The sequence below is a fragment of the Hyunsoonleella aquatilis genome (assembly GCF_014270105.1).
GTDB lineage: Bacteria > Bacteroidota > Bacteroidia > Flavobacteriales > Flavobacteriaceae > Jejuia > Jejuia aquatilis.
The window spans coordinates 296862-319990 of sequence record NZ_JACNMF010000001.1; the positions used below are offsets into that span (position 1 = coordinate 296862).

A 23129-nucleotide genomic window follows, 5' to 3' on the forward strand; every position below is an offset into this window, starting at 1 on the left:
TTTATTTTACCGTAAGCACAAAGTAGTTCTTTTTACCGCGTTGTAACAGCACAAACTTGTCGTTTATCAGATCCTTCTTCGTGATTTTAAAGGTTTCATTTACCTTTTCTTTATTTACTGAAATTGAGTTTTCTTTCAGCGCCCGTCTAGCTTCTCCGTTAGATTTTAAAAAACCTCCCTTTTCGGCCAGCGCGCCAATCACGTCCAATCCTGAATCTATTTCAGATTTGTCAATTTCGGTTTGTGGTACCCCTTCAAAAACATCCAAAAAGGTTTTTTCATCTAGTTCTTTTAAATCTTCACTCGTGGACTTTCCGAATAAAATATTACTCGCTTTTATGGCATTGTCCAAATCCGATTTGGAATGCACCATCTGTGTGATCTCTTCGGCCAAACGCTTTTGTAAAACTCGCAAATGCGGTGCTTCTTTATGCTCAGAAATTATAGCTTCAACTTCCTCCTCATTTAAAAAGGTAAAAATCTTGATGTACTTTTCGGCATCTTCATCGCTGGAATTCAACCAATATTGGTAGAATTTATAGGGTGAGGTTCGGTTTGCGTCCAACCACACGTTTCCACCTTCAGATTTCCCAAACTTTGAACCGTCGGATTTCGTAATGAGCGGACAGGTAATTGCATAGCCTTTTCCTCCACCAATACGACGAATCAGCTCAGTACCCGTGGTGATATTTCCCCATTGGTCACTTCCACCCATTTGAATGGAACAATTATTGGCGCGATACAAATGCAAAAAGTCGTAGCCCTGCACCAATTGATAGGTAAACTCCGTAAAGCTCATCCCTTCGGAATCATCGGATGAAATCCTGTTTTTTACGGAATCCTTGGCCATCATATAATTAACCGTGATATGCTTCCCCACATCTCGGATAAATTCCAAAAATGAGAATTCCTTCATCCAATCGTAGTTATTGACCAATTCGGCCGCATTTTCGGCATCGCTTTCAAAATCCAGAAAATGGGCCAACTGTTTTTTTATGGCTTCTTGGTTATGGCGCAATGTCTTTTCGTCCAGCAAATTACGTTCACTCGATTTTCCGGACGGGTCTCCAATCATTCCTGTGGCACCACCCACCAAAGCAATAGGTTTATGTCCACACCGTTGGTAATGCGCCAAAAGCATTATGGGCACTAAGTTTCCAATATGTAAAGAATCTGCCGTCGGGTCAAAACCTACATAGGCGCTTCGCATCCCCTCCATTAAATGTTCCTCCGCACCGGGCATTACCGTATGAATCATGCCCCTCCAAGTCAATTCTTCAACAAAATTCTTCTTCATTCTTTGATAATTTTGAAAACTAGCGCAAATATAAAAAGACGCTAATAAATGGGTGCCATAAAAGGGTATCAAATTAATTTCGCAAATCAACTTATAACCATAGACTGTGCAGTTATTAATATTCATTATTTTCGCCCTATGGTTTTAGTCACAGGGGGCACTGGTTTGTTAGGAGCGCATTTGTTGTATCAATTGGCGACTTCCAAAGAAACTGTTCGAGCGATTTATAGAACGGAACGCAAACTTGAAAACGTAAAACACGTATTTTCAACGTACACGGACAACTATCAGCCTATTTTTGACCGTATTGAATGGGTTAAAGCCGATATTTTGGATATTCCCACATTGGATGTGGCCTTAAAGGGTGTTGATTTTGTATATCATTGTGCCGCCTTTGTTTCTTTTGAACCAGATAAATACCAACTGCTTCGACACGCTAACATTGAGGGTACAGCCAATGTGGTAAATCTCAGTATGGCAAATGGAGTTAAAAAATTGTGTTATGTGAGCTCGATTGCCACCACAGGAAGCCCCACAAATGGCGAAACGATTACTGAAGAAACTGCATATAATCCCGAGGAAGACCACAGCGTGTATGCCATAACAAAATATGGCGCCGAGATGGAAGTTTGGCGTGGCACCCAAGAAGGTTTGGATGCCGTTGTTGTAAATCCTGGAGTTATTTTAGGCGCCGGAATTTGGCGTTACGGTTCGGGAAATTTGTTTAAAAGAGCCCACAATGGGATTAGGTATTATACTGCCGGAAGTGTCGGACTAGTTACAGTCCAAGATGTAGTTAAAGTTATGATAGAGCTCTTAAGGAGCGATATTAAAAATCAACGTTACATTCTAGTTGCCGAAAACTGGGACTACCAAAGGTTTTTGCAAACCTTGGCCAAATCTTTAAACTCAAGAATTCCAAAAAAACAAGCTAAAACTTGGCTTTTGAATATAGCATGGCGTTTGGATTGGTTAAAACATAAAATAATGGGAAAGCGAAGAGTATTGACCAAACATCTAGCGCAATCACTTAATAAACCTCATGAATACAGCAGTGCTAAAATAAACAGAGATCTGAATTATCAATTTTCATCAATTGATGACTGTATTACTGAGGTGTCAAATCAGTATCTGAAATCGGTTCGATAAGTTCTGCTTCGATCTCTAGCCCCTCTAATTCCTTAATAGTTTCCTTCTGAATGTTCTTCAAAGAATCTTTTTCTATTCGTTGTAATGAATCTTTGATTTTTTTCGCTTCTTTTTCAATGTTTACAATAGAATCATACTTAGCTTTTAACTTATCCAAGCTGTCTTTGGCCAAAGCGTAAATCTCCTCATATTCATCAACATAGTAGGCGTAATAGGCATTGTTTTGCGCAAATTGGATACTATCGATATTGTATTTCTTATAAATGTATCCATCCGCCGTAACATTGGCACTGTCTAACACCTTTTTATCCAAACCGGTAACTGCGTTAATTATCTTTAAATCGATAAGGATATGCGCCATCTTTTCCTTCGTTAGCAAAGGTTCTGGCTTCTCGGGCTTGTTGTATTTATAACAGGAAGTTATTCCCATTAAAACACATAAAAGTAAACTTAGCTTTTTTGGCATTATCTATTAAAAGTGAGCCTTTTGGCTGATTTTACATTCAAAAATTTAAAATTTCGATACACCAAAGTACCATTTAAAAAGGTATGTGTAATTCTAGATTTAAAGGTAGACCCTTCAAAAGGAGACCAACCGCATTTGTATAAAATATTTTCCTTTTTCACCGTCCATGGACTGTTCAAATCTACAAAAACCAAATCTGCATAATAGCCTTCTTTGATATATCCGCGACGTTCCACCTGAAATAAAATGGCGGGGTTATGGCACATTTTTTCCACAATTTTTTCGATGGAAATCTTGCCTTTATGAAACATTTCCAACATGGCAGGCAACGCATGTTGCACCAATGGCCCGCCGGAAGGTGCTTTTGTATAAACGTTTTTCTTCTCTTCCATAGTATGTGGCGCATGGTCAGTTGCTATAACGTCAATGCGGTCATCCAAAAGAGCTTCCCACAGTTGCTCTCGGTCGTTTTTGGTTTTTACCGCTGGGTTCCATTTAATCAACGTTCCTTTTTTCTTGTAATCTTCATCCGAAAACCACAGGTGATGGATGCATACCTCAGCCGTAATTTTTTTGTCCTTTAACGGAATTTTATTGGTAAACAAATTGGTTTCCTTTCCGGTGGACAAATGAAAAACGTGCAGTCTTGCCCCCGTTTTTTTTGCCAACTCAATGGCTTGGGAAGAAGACAAATAGCAGGCCTCTTCACTGCGGATGATGGGGTGTTTTTCAATAGGAATATCCTCCCCATATTTGTCCAAATGGGCTTTCATATTCTTTTTTATTGTCGCTTCGTCTTCACAATGCACCGAAATCACCATATTGGTGCTTTTGAAGATTTTCTCTAAAACCTTCGGGTCGTCCACCAGCATATTTCCTGTAGAAGACCCGAGAAATAGTTTTAATCCAGCAACTGCCGTTTCATCCACCTTTAAAATCTCATCCAAATTATCATTGGTGCCACCAAACATAAAGGAATAATTGGCTGAGGAGGTTTTCTCGGCTATCTTAAACTTTTCATTAAGCTTCTCAATTGTGGTGGTCTGAGGATTTGTATTCGGCATTTCGATAAAGGACGTTATGCCTCCGGCAATTGCCGCTTTGGATTCAGTTTCAATGTTCGCTTTATGTGTCAGCCCGGGTTCCCTAAAGTGTACTTGGTCGTCCATAGCACCTGGCAAAACATGTTGGCCTTCCGCATCAATCACCCTTACATCGGCCGACTTTGCACTAATTGACTTCGCAATTCGCTTTATAAATTCGCCTTCTATTAATATATCGCCGTTAAAAATTGTGCCTTCGTTCACAATTTTAGCGTTTTTTATGAGTGTTCTTTTTAGCTTCATTTAGCTTTTACGTTTAAATAAACTTTTCAACTTCATTGAGATGACACCAAAAACAGCTTCGGAAATAATCCCAGAACTCAATTTGGATTCCCCGCGTACTCTATCGGTAAAAATAACTGGAACTTCTACAATTTTGAAGTGTTTCAAGTGGGTTTTAAATTTCATTTCGATTTGAAAGGCATAACCGATAAACTTGATTTTTGTCAAGTCTAAAGTCTCCAAAACCCTGCGTTTATAGCATACAAATCCGGCGGTGGTATCGTTAATTTTCATCCCTGTAATCAACCGAACATATTTTGATGCCAAATAAGACATCAGCACCCGGCCCATCGGCCAGTTCACCACATTTACCCCGGTGACGTATCGCGACCCGATAGACATATCGGCACCGTCCACCGCACAGGCCTTGTACAGTCGCTTCAAATCTTTTGGGTCATGTGAAAAGTCGGCATCCATTTCAAAAATGTATTCATAAGATCGGACCAAACTCCATTTGAAGCCTAGAATATAAGCGGTCCCTAAACCACCTTTGCCCTCTCTTTCCTTTATGAATAATCTACCTGTAAATTCCTTTTGAAGTGCCTTCACTTTTTTCGCCGTTCCGTCTGGGGAATTATCGTCCACAATAAGAATATGGACGTCTTTGGATTCTGAAAATACCGCCCTGATGATTGCCTCAACATTTTCAATCTCGTTGTAAGTAGGAATTATAACTACGGCGTTCTTCATCTCAATCTGATAATCCAGCACAAAAACGATTTACAGTTTTCGTACTGACGCAAATGTACATTTTTCGCCTCTTCTTTTTTTTAAAAATTTCGTAATATTTCATAGCTTAAACAATAATTATGATAATTTTACAACATGTTAAGGGAAGTGCCGTCTTATACGCTTTTTACTATTCTTTTGATAGTTGGACTTGTGGCCATTGCCGTGGCAAAAAGTATTGATCCCAAGCGTTTTAGAGAGTTTATAATGGTTATTGGAAATTCCAAGTACTTAAAAATTTATGGCAAGGACCAAAAGTTTTTGGATTATTATGACGGTGCCTTATTCTTAAATCTCATTATTTCTTCAGCTATTTTTTTAGCCCTTTGTATTCAAGGGTTTACTGGCGAAGCCTATATGGATTTAACGTTAATAGTGAAGCTAATCGTGGGTATAGGGGTTTTTATTTTGAGTAAAGTGCTTTTGGAGCGCCTGATCGGAAGCCTTTTTGAAATAGATTATTTGATTGACGATTATTTGTTTCAAAAAATCAGTTATAAGAATTATTTGGGTTTGTTACTCTTGCCTATCAACGCTTTGTTGATTTTTAGTTTTTCACCAACGCTTCCTTTGATATATACGGTTTTCGGAATACTTTTTATCGTGAATATAAGTGGTTTGTTTACAACATTTAAAGTCTATCAAAATGAAATAAAAAGCAACTTATTTTATTTTATTTTGTATCTTTGCGCTCTCGAAATCGCACCATACGTAGTAATTTACTCGATTTATAGTGCCTTTTAAACTATTTTGGACCTATGAAAGTGAAGACTATTTTAGTATCTCAACCAGAACCTAAAATTGAGAACTCCCCATATTTTGATTTACAGGAGAAGAATAAGGTAAAAATAGATTTCAGGCCTTTTATTCATGTTGAAGGGGTTTCAGCCAAAGAGATCAGACATCAAAAAATTGACTTACACGACTACACTGCTATTATACTTACCAGTAGGAATGCCGTGGATCACTTTTTCAGGATTGCAGAAGAAATGCGGTTTAAGGTGCCGGACACGATGAAGTATTTCTGCCAGTCTGAAGCCGTGGCGTACTACCTTCAAAAGTATGTGGTGTACAGAAAGCGCAAGATTTATGTGGGCAAGCGTACCTTCGCAGAATTATCTCCATTAATCAAAAAATACAAGGACGAAAAATTCTTATTGCCAAACACCGATAAGGTAAAGCCAACAATTCCAGAAACCTTGGACGCCCTTGGTGTAAACTGGAAACAGGCCACATTTTACAGAACCGTGGTAAGCGACTTGTCAGATTTGGCGAATGTGTATTATGACGTACTGGTATTCTTTAGCCCATCGGGTATTGAATCCTTGTTTCAGAATTTCCCAGATTTTCAACAAAATGACACCCGAATTGCGGTATTTGGAAATACAACCATAAAAGCCGTTGAAGAAAAAGGCTTACGCGTGGATATTGCGGCACCAACGCCCGAAACACCGTCAATGACCATGGCTTTGGAAAAGTATATTGAGAAGGTTAATAAAGGGAAGTAGTTTCATGAAAATATAGCATAAAAAGAGGGGCGAATTTAAAAATTTACCCCTCTTTTTATATTAATTCTTTTGGTTCTTGCCCATAAGGGGTCAGGTTTCCAATAACTTAATCCTAACATGGGGAGTACCTCCGACTTACCACCAAACCCAAAACACTTTTTCTATTACACCACTTTTATGCTTCAACCAAAAAAGACAAGAATACTTCTGCTCAAGAAGTTCATTCGTTATATCTCTTAATTCTTTAAACTTTATCCAATCCACATTGGGATGAGGCGCAATCAACCAATCTTTTTTAGAAGGAATATAGAACTTACAATTTTCAAAAGTATCGAGTTCATTTTGGGTGATATAAAATCCGTAGATACAATCTAGGTTTAAGGTATTCAATTGAATGTTTTGACTACAATAAGGCAGAAACAATTGGGCCTTAAAATAAACTCGCTGAATAATGTCTTCTGATTTTAAGTTGAGGCTTTTAAGATATGGTTTGCAGGTTTCAGAATAGAGCAGAGGTAGTTGCTTTTCTTTAAGCTTCGTTAGTTTTTGTCTCAAAGAATCTTTTCGGTTAGGGCCAACAAAATGTTCAATTTCAGTAGTGCCAACCGATGAATCATACAGATAAAATTTATAGATCACTTCCAGATGAATGGGTTTGCCGTCTTTTAAAAGCAAACAGTCCAATTCCCCTAGAGTGGTTTTATTTTCTTGAACTTGAACATTTTCTGCCAAAACAGTAATGTTCTCGTTTTGTTGAAGCTGATAGGATACTAAACGTTCCACATATTTGCCCAATCGCAGTTTATCACCTATGGAAATAGTAATTTTTTTAGGTGATGAAGTAATTTCAAATTGCATCAAATTATAAACAGCATCACCAAACCACAAACAAGGGGTGCTTAAAAAACCTTGGTAGCGTTTTTGGAGGGTTTTAGTCTTTCCAGATACCAAATTCTTCACTTAAAATATTAACAATTTCTGAATATAAAATTAACTCATCAATATCAGGATAAAGCTTTAAATATTCTTTGTGACTTGAAAAAAAGAATTCGTTTGTTTTGTAATCGGAGATTTGAACTTTGAAAAAAATTCCATCGAGAAAAACTTTTTTGGTTCTATTTTTGAATTCGAACATTTCTTTGTAATCACCCTTACTATTAATTTTTCTTTTAACCTTAACTATTTCTCCTTTTTTTGTTAATTTCCAATCAATATCGTCAAGGTTGGGTAAGTCAAGAATATGGTTTAATAAAAGTTTGAGATAAACCAACTCTATTTCTGTTTTGGGTTTTAAATCAATTTTTTTTGACTTAAACCCTTTTTCATTATTCGTCATGGACCAATGCTCATAAAATTCAGCTTTCCAGTTTTCCTTCGAATTCTTATAAATTCGAAGTAAAGACGTTTGATTTAAGTAACTAAATCCTTTGTAAATTCGAACTTCTTTTGAGTTTGATAGTGAGTCAAGCAAACCTAAATCACTATTTATATGGGAAACATCTTGAGAAAAAGACGAGAGATAATGTAGTAATAGAACAAAAAAGAAAAATACTTTCATTTTACTAGGTTTTATAATCATTCAGCTTAGTAGGCCCTTCCAGCAACACCCTCACAATCTGCAACGTGCCGTCGTCCTTCGTCGCAATTTGCCATTTAATCAAGGAAATAGCACCATTTTCAATTTCCAAACCTGTAATACTTCTAGGGTGCACACAACTGCCATCGTTAAAAAAAGCAATATCCCCTGGTTCCGGGAAACGAGGGCGGTGGGTATGTCCAGCAATGGTTAATAGATTGTTGTTGTCCGCTATCCATTTTTTGGTGCGGCGTTCCACTTTTATCAATTCTTTGTAGTTTTTAGCGGGGCTCGTAGGGTCAGCAATGCCCATGACGTTGAGAGGTTTCCAAAGAATTCGCACCATAAAACGGCTCCATTTCCAAAACAGGTAGTTCCACCAATCCGCTTGATGCCCGTGGGTTAAGAACAGTTCTTGCCCTGTTCTGCAATGCTTCAACACAATCCCTTCATGATACGTAATGTCCCCAAATAATTCTACATCTTCGCCAACCTTGGGGTCAAAATAAGAGGATAAATGCTTTTTAACATACTCGGGATTTCTGTATACCATATCATGGTTGCCCCAGATCATGTGAAGCCGATTGTCCTTATGGAACAGTTTCATAAGCATGTACACATTTTTGTGTGCATTTAAAATGGATTCAAAGGACAGGTTTTCCCAAAGTTCGTCACCATCACCCAGTTCACAGTAATGAAAACCATCGTTATAATAATGCTTTAAGGCGTGGAAATAGATGTTGCGGTTGTTGGCAAAATCATCGGCAAAACTGTTGTCGCCCCGGTGGCAATCACTAAAGAGTATAAACTTGCTATCATCATCAAAATCAATAACTTTAGCGTTTTTATAGGCCTTATCAAGTCTTTTTTTAGAGGAAAACATACCTTTAGCGCTTTAGGCTAATATAGGCATAATTAGTTATTGTCTACCTCAATTTTTTCAATTGCTATGGGTAAAATTCGTTCCACAAATTTTGTGTATGCCAAGGTTGAAGGATGTAGCTTATCGGAGGCGACAAGCTCTGGGTTGTTAAGGCCTTGCCTAGTAATATCGGTGATGTAAACATAGCTAATGTTATTTTGGGCGCAATATTGTTCAGCAAAATTGTTGTAGGCGTCCAGTCTAGTTGAAATCTCTGTATTTCCATTTCCAAAGGGTGTGAACGCATAATCCGGTATAGAAATAACAATAAGGTTGCTTTTGTCTCCTTTAGCTTTTTTAATGGCAGTATTTACCAATTGTGGAAATTCGGTTTCGTACAGTGAAAATGGTTTTTTTCGAAATTCATTATTCACGCCAATTAAAAGTGTTACCAAATCAAAGTCGCTTGAAGGATTTTCACTAGCTATTGCATTTATGAGATTCGTAGTTGTCCATCCTGTGGTGGCGATAATTTCGAGCTCAAACTTATCTGTGGAATCTATCCTTTTATTTAAGCTGTCCCTTAATTGTGCAGGAAATCTGCAAGTGTCGCAAACGCTTTGCCCGATGGTGTAGCTATCTCCTAGGGAAAGGATTTTTAAGGTGTCTTTTGAAGAGGGTTCTATTTCATTGTCTTCCGTAGTTTCACCCATATTATCAATTTCTATTTGGGTTTCATCATCGATATTTAACTCCGCATTTGAAGAACACGCAAGCCACAGAAAGAATCCTATGCCAATGAATAGCAAATTATAATTCAATTTCATCTTTTTGTTTAAAGATACGATTTTGACCTGAGAGGATAAAATTTACAAAAAAAGCGTTTCGTAGAGAAACGCTTTTTTTAACTTGAAGCAAAAAGGAGGTTTAGTGCATTGCGTACTGCAATCCAAACATCAAATTATAATTTTGCTTTAATTGAATGCCATTTAAATCTTGATACAAAGGTGTACTGATTTCACTGGCAAAACGTAAACCTTTCAAACCGCCATTTTTAATCATGTAGTTTACGCCAAATCCAGAATTGATAAACGTGCCTCCTGAGTTTGCAACATCTGCCGTAGTCACCATCATAGGGTTCAATAGTGAACTCACGCCATCAATCTCATCAATAAGCACGCCTTCCAGTCTTATGGAAACACTGAGGTTTTCACCAGCTTTGGCACCAATCCAGTTATTAAATCGATATTGGTTTCCAAATTTATAATCTTGGTCATTATCATTGAAATTTATCATTCCAGTTAATTGATGTCCCCAAGAAAATTTATCGGATTGCCCTAAATACGTCAAACCCAATTTTGCGCCGAACGACCCTGTGCCTAATTGCATAGGGTAGGGCAACTGCATATCATTGCCCATTGACATTGGCGTAACATCCATCGCTTCAATACTACCAGTAGGAATGTTGATGCCCAATTGCGCGTGCATCGCTTTTCTGTTCTTATTGAAAATGCTATACAGTGCGCTCACCATAACGTCACCAAAACCCGAGGTGCTGGTAGAAAACTGGTTGCCATTTCGCATTTGCAGGTTCATGTCGTTTTCTAAATAATTGGCCATGGCCATAATGGTAATTTTATCGGATAGTGCATACATAGCTCCTAACATGTGCATGTTCATTATCATATCAACTGGTGCAACCATATAATTGGCATGGGCATTTGCGGTTGTGGTATCGTCGGTCCCCGATCTTAATTGCCGCATGTCCATAGTCATATACCGGTAAGAAAACATTATCCCTCCCCTATGATGTGTATGGTCTCCCATTACTGATATTGGCGCATGACCATCGGGTCGGCCGGAAGACCATTGGGATGAATTTCCTTCTTTATTATGGTGGCCATGGTTATCATGGCTGTTTGAATTATCATGATTTTTGTGTTGCTCGTGTTGTGCAAAAGCAAAAGTGGTTGTAATGCATAGCATCACAACGAAAAATAATTGTTTCATTGAATTTAAAGTTTATTGTAAAATAAATAGCTAAGGTTCTCTGGAGGGTATTTCCAAGGAAACCGAATCAAAACAGAGTATAAACTAAACTAAATCCGGTGGGTGAAAGTTATTTTGATGGAAGTCAAAATTATAAAATTGACGATATGAATAATGGGGGCTATCGGCTAAGGGGAATTTCTGCGGAGCAATAATTCTATAAATAGTAACAAAGCCAATAGGATAGTTTTCCAATGAAACAGAAAGTGCAGTGAATGGTTCTTTTTCCTGTTGTTTTTCAAACTGTTTTGCCAAGTAGCATTTACCGTTGCACTGCAACTTGGGTTTGTCCTTGTTAATACATAAAAACTCAGAGATATAATCTTGATTCAGTATATATTCCACATAGGGTTGCACGGGCCTCAACATAGCAACCATGTATAGGAATACAAAACATATAGCAGTAAATTTTTGCAACACCGAAAATTTTGCCAAATATACGGTTTAGGTGCAAATTTGGTGTAAATCTTGCGTCTAATTTTTTTTGAAAAAACTTGCTCTAACAGCAAAGAGCCGATACAAATGATATCGACTCTTATATTAAAACATTTAATGGACAAATAATCAGTTTTTCTAGTTAAGCTGGTAATTCTCAGAACTACTTTTCTTATCCGTTGTTTTGGATTTTTTAAACAAAGGATCTGCTCCAATAGTCCCGACTAAACGTTGAAGATAGGTATCTGATTTTGCCTCTTTATAAAGTGCCTTTACCGATTTCAATCTATCTTTGATATTCATCTCGGTAACTAGTTCCTCGTTATCTGAATTTGAAATAAAATCTTCCAAATAGCTGATCTGGGCATCGTAAAAACGAATGTCTTTTTGTTGTTTTAATTTCAATCGTTCTTTGTACCAATCACTGTTCAGCACATAATCCCTGTCAAAGAATTTACGCAATTCTGGGTCGCTGATATCTTTGCCTTCATAATGACCATAGGCCATGATATGCAACAGGATTTGTAGCGGAGGAATGGCCGCATTAACACTGCCATCTTCAAAATAATTCAATGCCACTTTCTGTTGCGCCTCAGTAATGTTGTTGATACCGTCCACATAATCTTCCATGCCCTGAAGTTCTGGTTTCAGCATACGTTCGCTAAATACTGCGGTAGGTTCGTCGAATATACGATTCAAACAATACAGGTCAAATTTTCTGGTAATTCTATAACCCAGGCGGCTTGCTAAAATTTTCTTGCCTTTGTATTCAAAATCTTCCAGTTTTTCTAACGAACCATTGGCGATGAGGTTTTTAGGGTCCCTGTCCTCGGGAGTCATTCTTGCCCAAATTTCAGGAATCAATAAACTCACGTCGTGGTCTATCTTGTTCTCAGCACCAACATAGCCGGCGGCAGTACTAAATCCATTAGATTCAGTCAAAATATGCGATAACAAGGCGTTGTTCAAATCCGTAGTTGGTGTTAACATATTAAACGGTGCTTTGGTCAATGCACCTTCAGTACCAGCTCCAGTTGTTGACGGTGATTTACCTGTTAAGCTACATACAAAATCCATAAACAATTCAGGGGTTTCCTGATAATGGATGGGGTTGTAAACCGCCAACGGACGGATACCAGCCTTTTTGTCTACCGGGTTGTTTCTTCTACCTGGTAGCACTGCATTAACTACATGGATTACGGGGTCTTCCGCCTTAATTTTTCTTCGTAATCGCACGCCGATATCTGAGATATACGATGCTTCGTTTTCGTGAAAAAATCTGTTTGGCTCTAAATACCGTGGGTTTTTAGTTGGCAGACCGTCCTCAATAATCCTTGGGTGGGACGGCAGTACAAACTGGATATCGTCATCATCATTGTTGATAATATCCAAAATAAAATCCTTAACCGGCTGGGTGTATTTATCAAAATTAATGGTGTCTTCGTAAATAGCAATCGCATCTGCTTTGGTCAGCTTTTCATAATTGGTCAAGAACCTACCGTCTGAAATGATATCCAATTCAGCGCCTTTATCGTAACCTCTAACGATGGCCTCATCTGGTCTTTGGAATAAGTGGGCTTCACAGTTTATCAATACTTTTACACTAGGATTGCTGTACTCTGGGTTCAGGTTTTTAAACTGGTTTCTTGGTAATGTAATTGAAGCCGAAATATCATCCTCGGTTTGTATCTTTTCACTTGCCGAGAAATCCGAACGCAACTTATTTAACATCCAGTTGCCTTGCTGATTGAACCCAATGCGCACATAGCTACCCATAACAGGGTTATTGTTGTATCTTAGAGAAGTCCCCTGAACGCCATTGACAATTTCTACCGACATCATGTCCTTCCAGTTAAGGGTGGCACCATGCGCCTGTCTGTACAAACGTTTTATGAATAATACCAACGATCGCACATGAACCGGAATGCCTTCTAGCCAAGCGTTGAATTCATCGGAGTTTTCGTCGGACGGCGTTAACAATTTCACCACCGAACCAAGAGTTCTTTTTTCGCTTAAGAACGACCTTGATTTTGGACGGTTGGGGTCTTTGTCCTTCCAACGGGTAGAGTAGTTGAACTCAATAATTTCCTCAGCCTTTTTGAAATCTTCTTCAATATTTTGAAGGTTAAAGTTGCTATAGGTGATTGCATTTTGCATAGACTTGGAAATCTCTGATTTACCACCTCCAGAGACGGTACATGGTTTGTGGCAAAACACACCTTCCGGAAAGGTTTCCACCATACGCCACAAGTTAATCTTTGGGTGTTTTTCCAATCTGAGCTTATTACCAGTTGGATGCACATAAGTTTTAAAAGGCGATAACGTCAATTTCTGGGTTTTGCCCTTGTATTCCCATGTAATATTATTTTTGTTAATATTGAAATAGGACGTCTCGGGGATATAAATGATATTAGGATATTTATTGTCTACCGCATAGTTTTCAGGCATAACAGTAATCCTGTCTGCTAATAGTTTTTTTACCTCCTCAAAGGTGTGGGTCAATCCGTAATACCTTGAATAATCCACGCCGTTTACGGTATCCCCCATAATACGTCTTGCGTAGGCAATAGCGCCACCAGCATGCTCTTCTTCCAATGATCCGTATAGGTTGGCGGAATAGCTGATTTGCGTTTTGATTTCCTTTTTGGAATAGCCGTAATAGTTGTCCGCAATCAAAGTAATGACTACACCTCGGTCATCCCTGCAAGTGATTTTAAACGCACCACCGTCATTGTAAAGCTCATTTTCATCTTTCCAGCACATGCCGTCTTTACGTTGTCTTTCGGTGGCATCATCATAATGAGGTAAGCCCAAATCTTTCTTTTTCAATTCTTTTAAATGAGGCGCTAAAACGATACATCCGGTATGGCCTGTCCAATGTTCAGGATCCAGTGCGGCATCGTTTTGGGCAAGGTTTGGGTCTCCGGCATTGCCAAAAATGTTTTCCACAAAATCAAGATTACTTACCAAATTCCCTGGAACAAAAAAGCGCACTTCCAAGGATTTTTTAGGAACGATACCCTTTACTTCTGGGCAAACCGTTGGCCTAAGCATCATGGATACAATTACCTTGGCTTTGTCTTCCTGGCTGGAAGTGAAGGGCAATACTTTTAAGTCCTCTGGTGGGTTAAATGCGGCATTTAAAAAGTGGGCGAATACCACTTTCGGTACTTCTTTTTTATCCAAAGGCACAGGTAAGGTGCCTTCTACAATATGGAACGTTCCTTTTGTGGTTCTTTTATCGTGAAGCGGGTTGTTCAAAACTCCCTGCTTTATGCGGTTGGACGTTACCAAATCACTTTTAAAGAGATTGCCATCTGGGGGCAAACTAATTTCCCGTGCCTGTCCTTTTTTGGTCAGGATAAGGGTGTCGTTTGGTACCACGATTGGTTTTTTAATGTCGATCTCCTTGAGGTAATCGTCAATAAAGTTTTGAATTCGTTTATCAACAGGGGAATGATGGCTGGACAGCAATCGGGATTTCTCCTTCAAGCTTTTGATGAGTCCACCGGTTAATTCCTCAAACTTCGGATCTAAAAATTTTTCTTTACTGTCTGGTTTATCTTTAAAAGTCGGTTGGCCTAATGACGCTAATTGCAGATTGATAAACTGAATAATGTCTTTTCTTGATTCTTTCATGATGCTTTAAACTATTGAATAATAAGTGAATACATTCATATTCAAAGCAAATTTAGACTTAGAATTCCTGAAAAAACATGTCAAAAGTCATATTGCGGGGATATTTTTTGCTATAACGATGTAGTGAATGTGGGAAATAATCTTAACCAGGTAATGAGATAATACGTAGGGATGGTTCAAAATGTTAACCTAATTATCGGCCGAACTTAGCTCTGTTCCATCATACGGACAGTAGGACCATTTTCCGTTAAGCATTCTGTTACATTTATTGCAAATTTTTTCCTTTAACAAAGAACCCAACGGCAATTCGACTACATTTTCAAAATCACCAAGAGAAAAATAAAGATTTTCAGAACTGTATGGGTCAACCGGAAGAATTTTTTTAAAACCAGGATTTTTGAATAGAAAAACTTGCATGTTCTCACCCATAGGACCGAGCATATTACTCATCATAGGTTTTATTAGTGATAAAAAATTGAGTAAATCTGGATCGTAGTTTTTTTCGTTCTCAAGTTGAAGTTCGTCGGTTTTGAATCTGACTTTTAAAGAGGATTGAATGGAATCTTTAGAAGCATAGGTGACACCACCAAACAATCCCACTTTTCCTTTTACGGCAATTATGGTCACATAATTTTTTAGAAGATTTATGATGGCTTCACTTTCTGATTTGGAGACTGTTTTGTCCTGAGAAAACACCACATTCCAATATTCTGTAGGAATCCACCAAATTAGATCAATGGATTCTGTAGAGTCACTGGAATATTGCGTTTCGGTGATTAGTTTGTCGATGCTTACGTTTTCAAATTCTTTTTTTTGGGAAAATGAAAATTGGAATGTGAGAAAGGTAATTAGGGCAATAATAATTTTTTTCATCAATGGTTTCTTTGTGCTAATTTACTTAAAAGCGTTCAAACCCGTTACATCCAATCCCGTAATTAATAAATGAATATCATGTGTGCCTTCATAAGTAATCACACTTTCCAAATTCATCATATGGCGCATAATGGAATATTCTCCCGTAATGCCCATGCCTCCTAAAATTTGGCGGGCTTCTCGGGCTACATTAATTGCCATGTCTACATTATTGCGTTTTGCCATGGAAATCTGCGCTGAGGTGGCTTTGTTTTCGTTACGCAATACACCCAATCTCCAAGCCAGTAGTTGTGCTTTGGTGATTTCAGTAATCATTTCGGCCAGTTTTTTTTGTTGAAGTTGAAATTGCCCAATGGGCTTTCCAAACTGTGTGCGCTCCTTACTATATCGCAGTGCGGTGTCGTAGCAATCCATGGCAGCGCCAATGGCACCCCAAGCAATACCGTAGCGTGCGGAATCTAAACAACCCAGTGGTGCGCCTAACCCTGATTTATTGGGCAATAAGTTTTCTTTTGGTACTTTAACATTGTCAAAAATCAATTCTCCAGTTGCCGATGCCCGAAGCGACCATTTATTATGGGTTTCAGGAGTAGTAAATCCTTCCATTCCACGTTCCACGATCAATCCGTGAATGCGTCCCTCTTCATTTTTTGCCCATACCACAGCTACTTGGGCAAAGGGTGCATTACTGATCCATAGCTTGGCACCATTCAATACATAGTGGTCGCCATTATCCTTAAAGTTGGTCACCATGCCTCCGGGGTTGCTCCCGTGGTCTGGTTCCGTCAATCCGAAACATCCAATCCATTCGCCACTGGCCAGTTTAGGTAGGTATTTTTTGCGTTGTGCCTCACTGCCGTATTTCCAAATAGGATACATCACTAATGAAGATTGCACAGAGGCTGTAGAGCGAATCCCAGAATCGCCCCGTTCAATTTCCTGCATAATCAGGCCATAACTAATTTGGTCCAAACCTGCCCCACCATATTCCATCGGAATGTAGGGGCCAAAAGCTCCGATTTCAGCCAAACCGCCAATAATTTGTTTGGGGAATTCTGCCTTTTGGGCATAGTCTTCAATAATTGGAGAAACATTCCGTTTTACCCATTCACGGGCAGAATCACGTACTAATTTATGTTCGTCTGAAAGTAATTCATCTAAATTGTAATAATCCGGGGCTTCGAACAAATCGGGTCTCATAAATTAAATATTATTCAGATTTACAGCAAATTTATTGAAAATAATTTACTAAAAACAGTTTTTTTTACAGAATATTAAACTCTAAAGTGGCAGTGCTTCCATTTGAAATTTTATTCTTTCTGATTAAGTCTTAATGACTATCAAATTAAGGATTCACGATGTTTAAACTACCCATTTTAGGTAGTACAGCTTACTTTAATTTTGTGCTTCTTTATTGAGAAAACTGCTAAAGTTTGTGTAGTGGCTTTTTTATCAACGAATTTCGTTTAATAAATGCACATTAGCTTCTACCTTCGGAAAAAACAATAATGTTTTTATATTAACTTAGAATTTTGATTTTTTTTTGGATTAAACTCTCAATGTGAAGTACTTCGTTTTTTCTTTAGTTTTTTTGATAGTTCTAAAATCTTTTGGGCAACGGGATAAGGTAGGGGAAATTATGTTCTACAATACACAGATTGATTCATTAATAAAGGTTTTTGATTATAATTCTGCAAGGGAATTACTTCATAGTTCTTCGCAGTTGGCCAATGAAATTCAGGTGGATTCAATTTCGGCAATTGTATATGAAGCACATGCAAAGTATTACTACTACACAAGCGATTATCAAAAAACTGCTAAATATTTGATAGCATCTGCTGAAATTTATGATAAAATAGGAGCGAAGAACAAGGCCATTAGAATGTATAACAACATTGCCGCAATTCTCGGGGCACTTGGTCAATATCAAAAAGCACTCAATACCAGAAAAAAAATACTGGAATATAATGAAATTGAGGATGATTTGGGATTCAAAATAAGTGTATTGTCAAATATTGGATCGGATTACCGAAAGTTAAACCTAAACGATAGTTCGTTTAACTATTTAAAAAATGCCCTAAAAGTTTCCAAAGAAAATAAATTAAACCCCTTAATAGGCGCCATTTACAAGAAAATCCAAAAAGCATACCTAGAGCTTAATCAATATCATTTGTCCATAAAGTACGGAGATTCCGTTTTAATTTATAAGGATGAAATTGAAAGACCACTTTATGAAAATTCGATAATTGATGCAGCACAGGCGCTTTTTAAAATTCAGAATTACGAAGGGGCGCTACAAAAATGTCAACTAGCAGAAACTTTAATAAGCGAAAGTAAAATGCTGATTAATCTGCCTATGGTATACCAGTTGATGAGCTCTATTTATGAGCAAAAAAAGCAATACAAAAAGGCGAATAGTTTGTTAAAAAGAAGAATTGTAATTCGCGACAGTTTGTTAAGCGAGGAAAAGCAAAGACAAATTATTGAGCTAGAGCAGAAATATCAAACAGAAAAAAAGGAGAAAGAAAATTTCAGGTTAAAAAAAGAAAGTGTTGAAAAAGACTTAAAACTTATCCGGAAAAACAATGTGCTTCTTGTTGTTTCTCTTGTGTTTGGGGTGGTTGTGGCATTCCTTGTTCTTTATCAACTAATTAAGTTTAAATCGAAAAATAAGGCGCTTCAAAATGAAATGGATAGACGAGAAGAGGTCGAAAGAAGTTTAGGGGTCGTAAGAGACAATATTGCCAAAGATTTTCACGACGACCTTGGAAATAAACTTGCACGAATTACGGTGCTGTCCGATCATATGGTGCAATCTCAAACTACCAAAACCAAAGAAGAAGCGATTTCAGCATTGAAAAAAATCAAATTAGATTCAGATATATTATACAAAGGTACGAGGGATTTTATGTTCTCCATAAAGGCCAATAGCGACTATGCCGAAGAGCTTTTTACGTATTTATCAGATTTTGGAGAAGATTTTTTCGAATCCTTTCCTATTGACTTTTTCGTGGAGAAACATTTACACAGGAATATAAAGTTGCCCTATTACTGGAATAGGCAAATTATTATGATTTTTAAGGAGGCCATGACAAATACGGCAAAATATTCAAACGCTTCCAAAGCGGTTTTACGGTTAAGTTTGAAAGCAAATTTTTTGGAAATTAGTTTTGATGATAATGGTGTTGGTTTTAATGAAGAAAGAGTAAGTGACAAAAACGGACTGGCCAATATGAAACTAAGAGCAGATAAAATCTTAGGCCGTTTGGAAATTATTTCAGGAAGTGAGGGGACAAAAATTGTGTTTTCTTCACGCATGCCTTTGAATTATAAACTCAACACATGAATGTATGAAAACCAAAGTAATGATAGTGGAGGACAATGAACCTCTGAATGATCTATTCCGTGATATAATTAATAGTTCCGAAAATTTCAAGGTTTCTGGTTCTTATTTGAATGCCGAAGATACTCTCAAATTCTTTAAGGACGACATGCCAAATATCGTTTTAATGGATATTGAACTTCCAAAAATGAGCGGTATACAATGTACTAAAGAATTAAAAAAAATCAACCCGAATGTTCTAGTTATAATGGTTACGGTTTATGAAAATTCTGCTACAGTTTTTGATGCTTTATGTGCTGGAGCAACAGGGTACTTAACAAAAAATGCCTCGTCGGAAAAGCTGATAGCTTCTTTAAACGAAGCCCTTGCTGGAGGAGCGCCTATGAGTATAAATATTGCCAAAATGGTGGTACAATCCTTTCAAAAGTCTCCTGATTCCATATTAACCGAAAGGGAGACTGAGGTACTCAACATGTTAGCGAGAGGTAGTAGTTACAAATCCATTGCTTTAACTTTTGAGATAAGCGTAAATACCATTAAATATCATATCAAGAATATTTATGATAAACTCCAAGTGCATTGTAAGGAGGATGCTATTGAGGAAGCTTCAAAGCGAAAACTTATTTAGACCTACCTAATCGGTGTAGTACTTCACGCTACACCACTTCATAGTTTTGTTGTATTCATTTTAAATTTTAAAACTATGTTAGATTCATTAATTCTGTTTTTCAAGATTGTTGTTTTACTTAATACAGCAAGTGTGCCCTCCGAATTACCCATCGATTTGTACGATGATGATATTGAGACAACCGCAATAATGGAAAAAGGTAATATTCGTGTAGAAATACAAACAATATCAGGCAGATGACTGTTTGTTTTGTCTGAAATGCAAAAGGCGCTCAGTTTTTCTGGGCGTTTTTTTGCTACCCATTTTAGGTAGTACGCAAAGTGATATCAGAAAGTAGTTTTGTCCCTAACCTTAAATTTTAAATCATGAAAACAAAACTACTTATCACTGTACTCTTTTTGCCATTTTTCGGATTCACCCAAATTAGCCTGCTGTTTGATTCCAATGAAGCGGGTGGATTAAATCCAGCACAGGGAAATCCTGATAATGCCATCGTTTTTGGGAGTGACCTCTATTTTACGTCCTCAGACACCAATACTTCCTCTAGAATTTACAGAACCGACGGTACGATGTCTGGCACTGAATTAGTGCGTTATGCACCAAGTACTACTCAGAATTTTGTGACATTAAAGCCTAGTTGGTCAATTTATACGGATGCCAATGGAGACCTACAACTTGCTTTCACATCACACAGGGAATTAACAGTTGGGGTATATCAATATAACAAGTTAGTTACAGGATTAGATGACAGCAACTTCGATGAGGTCAATAATGCCAGCTCTGTCACTCTTGGCGAATTAGAGAATATAAATGACAGACTATATTTTTTAGTGTCTCAATCGTCAGTCAGTAGGTTAAACCTATCAGGAACTGTAGCTAATATTAAAAGCTTTACAAACTCTGTAACCAAACTTTTCGCTTTTAACAATATGTTATATATGACAGCAGATGATGGAGATGATGCTGGAAATGAGCTATATGTTTACGACCCGGTTACAAACGCCACTTATTTAGTGGCAGATATAAACCAAGTGTTAACGGGAGATTTTAGCAACCCAAACCAAACTTTTGGAAGTGATCCGGATGATTTTATAGAAGCCAATGGCAAATTATATTTTACTGCCGATACTGGTTTTGGTAGAAAACTATGCGTTTTAAATGGGGTAACAGTATCTGTAATCTCAAGCACGGACGAGGCTGAGGGAATGGAAATCTTGATATCTGGAGGTATAACATATCTGATATTATCGGCAGATGTTAACGGCTCTAAAAGACTAGTGAGAGTCAATACAACAGATGATACAGCTACATTATTGTCCACTAATCTTTTAAACCCAAAAGAGATGACAGGCTTTAATGGGTTTATTTATTTTTCTGCCGAAGGAAATGATGGGATAGAACTATATCGAACTGCAGGAACAACGGGAAGTACAGGTATTGTATCCAACATAAATGCATCCGGGGATAGCAACCCGACGGGTTTTCTTGAATACGATAATGCCCTTTACTTTGGAGCCAATAACGGTGTGGTTGGAAATGAACTTTGGAGCGTAGATACATCAAATACGGTAGCACTTGTTGAGGATTTCATCGTTGGTCCTGGAAGTTTTTCACCGCAACCTTTCGCCGTTTTTAATAACAAACTGTATTTGAATGGGATGAAAGGGGCTTTAGAAAGAGAGCTTTATATATATCAATCCCAAACGCTCAGCAATATCAATTATGATATTACAAATATTGAGATTTTTCCAAATCCCGTCGAAAATTCATTTTTCTTCAATGGAATTCATAAAGATGAATTGATTGATGTATCAATATTCGATATAAACGGAAAGCATCTAAAAACATATCAAAAACTACAAGAGCATTTTTCCATCGAAGCCTTTCCTTCGGGAGTGTATGTTGTAAAAATTCAAACTTTCAACAGAAGTTATTCAAGAAAGATAATTAAGAATTAATATGATAAAATTGAACAAGAGATGGTATCTATAGATTACATCTTCAAATAAAAATCCTTGGTCAGGTTGATATAGTCCTCCGTGTATTGATGGCGTTCCGTTTCAATTATCAACGTGTTGGTGGATATCGTTGTTTTTTGAAATGAGAACTCCATCAAACTTCTTTTGGCCTTGGAAGTAGGATTTCCTTTTATATGTAAAATTCTATTAGGGAAAAGGCCAACCGCCTCCGCTAGCGGGATAAAGCTGTCTTCCACATGGAAAGGGATCACAACAGAAAATATGCCGTGACCTGACAATAATTCGGAAACACTTTCCAAAAGATGCTCAAAAGGCATGGCATCTTGAAACCTTGCCAAATCCCGTTTTTCGTTTCTTGTTTTATAATCTTCCTGGTAAAATGGAGGGTTAGATACAATTAAATCATATTTGTCGTCAATTTCTTCGGTAAACTCTTCTAAAGAAGCATGATAACAAAATAGTCTGTCTCCCCAAGGTGATTGCTCAAAGTTTCCAACGCACTGTTCATATGCATCACTATCTATTTCTAGGGCGTCAATCACTTGTGCAATACTGCGTTGGGCCAACATCAGGGCTAGGATACCTGTTCCGGCGCCAATATCCAGAATGGAAAAGGGTTGTGTTTTAATGGAAGTCCATGCACCCAGTAATACGGCATCCGTGCCAATTTTCATAGCACATTTATCTTGATCGACTTTAAAATTTTTGAACTGAAACGTAACGTTTTTCATTGAATAGACAAACTTACTTTTAAAAATCTAATAGGTCTTTTTTATAAAAAATTAAAAGCCCGAAGATACTATTTTGAGATTTACACAAAAAGTGAATTTTTAAAACCGAACATCAGGTCTGGGTGCAGGATAGTAAGGTTCATCTACAAACGTTGTTTCTACTAATTAAATAGGTGTTGATATTTTGATGCTGTAAGCTGAGAAATACAATATTTTGGCGTTTGCATCAAGTAAAAGGGGAGTTATAATAGTATGGAATTAATGGTTTGATTTTTCTCTTTGTTACGATTGAAATGTTAAAAAATGAGTAGGCCTTTCCAGGTTACTTATAGATAATATGAATTGTGTTGAACTTTTTTTTTGATGACATTTCAAAACTTTGTCCGATGTGCAAGTGTAATCCATTAAGTCGATGTCATGAAACCAATGATTTTATTTCTAGCACTTTCAATTTTAGTACTGGCTTTTGGTTGAAGCATA

Annotated in this window: 20 protein-coding genes; 6 read left to right on the plus strand and 14 right to left on the minus strand. The window is 37.5% G+C overall.

Features of this window, described 5'->3' with window-relative positions:
- Position 1: 1 nt before the first annotated feature.
- The gene (gene tyrS / locus H7U19_RS01245) at positions 2-1297 is read right to left on the minus strand and encodes a tyrosine--tRNA ligase (protein ID WP_186558021.1); all 1296 of its coding nucleotides are present in this window, start codon (positions 1295-1297) and stop codon (positions 2-4) included.
- A gap of 48 nt (positions 1298-1345) precedes the next feature.
- On the opposite strand from tyrS, the gene H7U19_RS01250 reads away from it, so the two are divergent.
- Entirely contained in the window at positions 1346-2446 is a 1101-nt protein-coding gene (locus tag H7U19_RS01250) for an NAD-dependent epimerase/dehydratase family protein (protein ID WP_343069059.1), read from the plus strand.
- Here H7U19_RS01250 and H7U19_RS01255 read toward each other — a convergent pair.
- From H7U19_RS01255 to H7U19_RS01265, 3 genes are read right to left on the minus strand one after another with little or no spacing between them, the layout of a single operon-like run.
- Positions 2406-2912: a DUF4296 domain-containing protein gene (locus H7U19_RS01255; RefSeq protein ID WP_186558022.1), complete on the minus strand. Its 507-nt coding sequence runs from the start codon at positions 2910-2912 to the stop codon at positions 2406-2408. The genes H7U19_RS01250 and H7U19_RS01255 overlap by 41 nt on opposite strands.
- Positions 2912-4258 carry a dihydroorotase gene (locus tag H7U19_RS01260; RefSeq protein ID WP_186558023.1) on the minus strand — a complete coding sequence of 449 codons (1347 nt, stop codon included), beginning with the start codon at positions 4256-4258 and terminating at the stop codon, positions 2912-2914. Before H7U19_RS01260 ends, H7U19_RS01255 begins: the two co-directional genes overlap by 1 nt.
- Positions 4259-4987 carry a polyprenol monophosphomannose synthase gene (locus H7U19_RS01265; RefSeq protein WP_186558024.1) on the minus strand — a complete coding sequence of 243 codons (729 nt, stop codon included), beginning with the start codon at positions 4985-4987 and terminating at the stop codon, positions 4259-4261. It lies immediately after the preceding gene.
- Between the two features lie 135 nt (positions 4988-5122).
- Here H7U19_RS01265 and H7U19_RS01270 point away from each other — a divergent pair, with 135 nt between their 5' ends.
- Together H7U19_RS01270 and H7U19_RS01275 are read left to right on the plus strand one after the other, a co-directional pair.
- On the plus strand, positions 5123-5770 hold the full coding sequence (locus H7U19_RS01270; protein ID WP_186558025.1) for a DUF4271 domain-containing protein: 648 nt from the start codon (positions 5123-5125) through the stop codon (positions 5768-5770).
- Between the two features lie 14 nt (positions 5771-5784).
- Positions 5785-6534: a uroporphyrinogen-III synthase gene (locus H7U19_RS01275; RefSeq protein WP_186558026.1), complete on the plus strand. Its 750-nt coding sequence runs from the start codon at positions 5785-5787 to the stop codon at positions 6532-6534.
- 135 nt (positions 6535-6669) lie between these two features.
- Here H7U19_RS01275 and H7U19_RS01280 read toward each other — a convergent pair whose 3' ends face one another.
- The 9 genes from H7U19_RS01280 to H7U19_RS01320 all read right to left on the minus strand — a co-directional run bounded on the left by H7U19_RS01280 (position 6670) and on the right by H7U19_RS01320 (position 17168).
- A complete protein-coding gene (locus H7U19_RS01280) occupies positions 6670-7494 on the minus strand; it encodes a DUF1853 family protein (RefSeq protein WP_343069060.1) in 825 nt (274 codons plus the stop codon).
- On the minus strand, positions 7466-8092 hold the full coding sequence (locus H7U19_RS01285) for a hypothetical protein (protein ID WP_186558027.1): 627 nt from the start codon (positions 8090-8092) through the stop codon (positions 7466-7468). The genes H7U19_RS01280 and H7U19_RS01285 overlap by 29 nt, the downstream gene beginning before the upstream one ends.
- Before the next feature lie 4 nt (positions 8093-8096).
- Entirely contained in the window at positions 8097-8993 is an 897-nt protein-coding gene (locus H7U19_RS01290; protein ID WP_186558028.1) for a metallophosphoesterase family protein, read from the minus strand.
- A 32-nt stretch (positions 8994-9025) separates the two neighbouring features.
- A complete protein-coding gene (locus H7U19_RS01295) occupies positions 9026-9799 on the minus strand; it encodes an SGNH/GDSL hydrolase family protein (RefSeq protein WP_186558029.1) in 774 nt (257 codons plus the stop codon).
- A 100-nt stretch (positions 9800-9899) separates the two neighbouring features.
- On the minus strand, positions 9900-10982 hold the full coding sequence (locus H7U19_RS01300; RefSeq protein ID WP_186558030.1) for a transporter: 1083 nt from the start codon (positions 10980-10982) through the stop codon (positions 9900-9902).
- A gap of 84 nt (positions 10983-11066) precedes the next feature.
- Positions 11067-11456: a hypothetical protein gene (locus H7U19_RS01305; RefSeq protein ID WP_186558031.1), complete on the minus strand. Its 390-nt coding sequence runs from the start codon at positions 11454-11456 to the stop codon at positions 11067-11069.
- Between the two features lie 138 nt (positions 11457-11594).
- Positions 11595-15095 carry a PPi-type phosphoenolpyruvate carboxykinase family protein gene (locus tag H7U19_RS01310; protein WP_186558032.1) on the minus strand — a complete coding sequence of 1167 codons (3501 nt, stop codon included), beginning with the start codon at positions 15093-15095 and terminating at the stop codon, positions 11595-11597.
- Positions 15096-15284: 189 nt separating this feature from the next.
- Complete coding sequence (locus H7U19_RS01315) at positions 15285-15968, minus strand: hypothetical protein (RefSeq protein ID WP_186558033.1); 684 nt, start codon at positions 15966-15968, stop codon at positions 15285-15287.
- 21 nt (positions 15969-15989) lie between these two features.
- Positions 15990-17168 carry an acyl-CoA dehydrogenase family protein gene (locus H7U19_RS01320; protein WP_186558034.1) on the minus strand — a complete coding sequence of 393 codons (1179 nt, stop codon included), beginning with the start codon at positions 17166-17168 and terminating at the stop codon, positions 15990-15992.
- Between the two features lie 361 nt (positions 17169-17529).
- Between H7U19_RS01320 and H7U19_RS01325 the strand changes: the two genes are divergently transcribed.
- The 3 genes from H7U19_RS01325 (at position 17530) to H7U19_RS01335 (ending at position 21897) form a co-directional block, all read left to right on the plus strand.
- The gene (locus H7U19_RS01325) at positions 17530-19314 is read left to right on the plus strand and encodes a tetratricopeptide repeat-containing sensor histidine kinase (RefSeq protein WP_186558035.1); all 1785 of its coding nucleotides are present in this window, start codon (positions 17530-17532) and stop codon (positions 19312-19314) included.
- Between the two features lie 4 nt (positions 19315-19318).
- Positions 19319-19939, plus strand: coding sequence for a response regulator transcription factor (locus H7U19_RS01330; protein ID WP_186558036.1), 621 nt, complete (start codon positions 19319-19321; stop codon positions 19937-19939).
- Between the two features lie 365 nt (positions 19940-20304).
- Entirely contained in the window at positions 20305-21897 is a 1593-nt protein-coding gene (locus H7U19_RS01335) for a T9SS type A sorting domain-containing protein (protein WP_186558037.1), read from the plus strand.
- A 35-nt stretch (positions 21898-21932) separates the two neighbouring features.
- Here H7U19_RS01335 and H7U19_RS01340 read toward each other — a convergent pair whose 3' ends face one another.
- Complete coding sequence (locus H7U19_RS01340) at positions 21933-22592, minus strand: tRNA1(Val) (adenine(37)-N6)-methyltransferase (RefSeq protein ID WP_246454572.1); 660 nt, start codon at positions 22590-22592, stop codon at positions 21933-21935.
- Positions 22593-23129: the final 537 nt, after the last annotated feature.